This is a genomic window from Chryseomicrobium imtechense (assembly GCF_041475995.1).
Lineage (GTDB): Bacteria > Bacillota > Bacilli > Bacillales_A > Planococcaceae > Chryseomicrobium > Chryseomicrobium aureum.
In genome coordinates, this window is the sequence record NZ_JBGOBM010000060.1 from 1 (window position 1) to 237 (window position 237).

A 237-nucleotide genomic window follows, 5' to 3' on the forward strand; every position below is an offset into this window, starting at 1 on the left:
GACAACAGGTTGATATTCCTGTACCACCTCCCCGCCATTTGAGTGATGGGGGGACGCAGTAGGATAGGGAAGCGTGCCGTTGGATGTGCACGTTCAAGCAGTGAGGTGTGATGTGAGGCAAATCCCGCATCTATAACACCAGGCTGTGATGAGGAGGACATAGTCCGAAGTTTCTGATTTCACGCTGCCAAGAAAAGCCTCTAGCGAGGCGGGAGGTGCCCGTACCGCAAACCGACA

General features: G+C 54.4%; 1 rRNA gene. It reads left to right on the forward strand.

Annotated elements, in window-relative coordinates:
- Nucleotides 1-237: ribosomal RNA gene (locus AB5N96_RS13610) — 23S ribosomal RNA — on the forward strand; the annotation flags it as partial.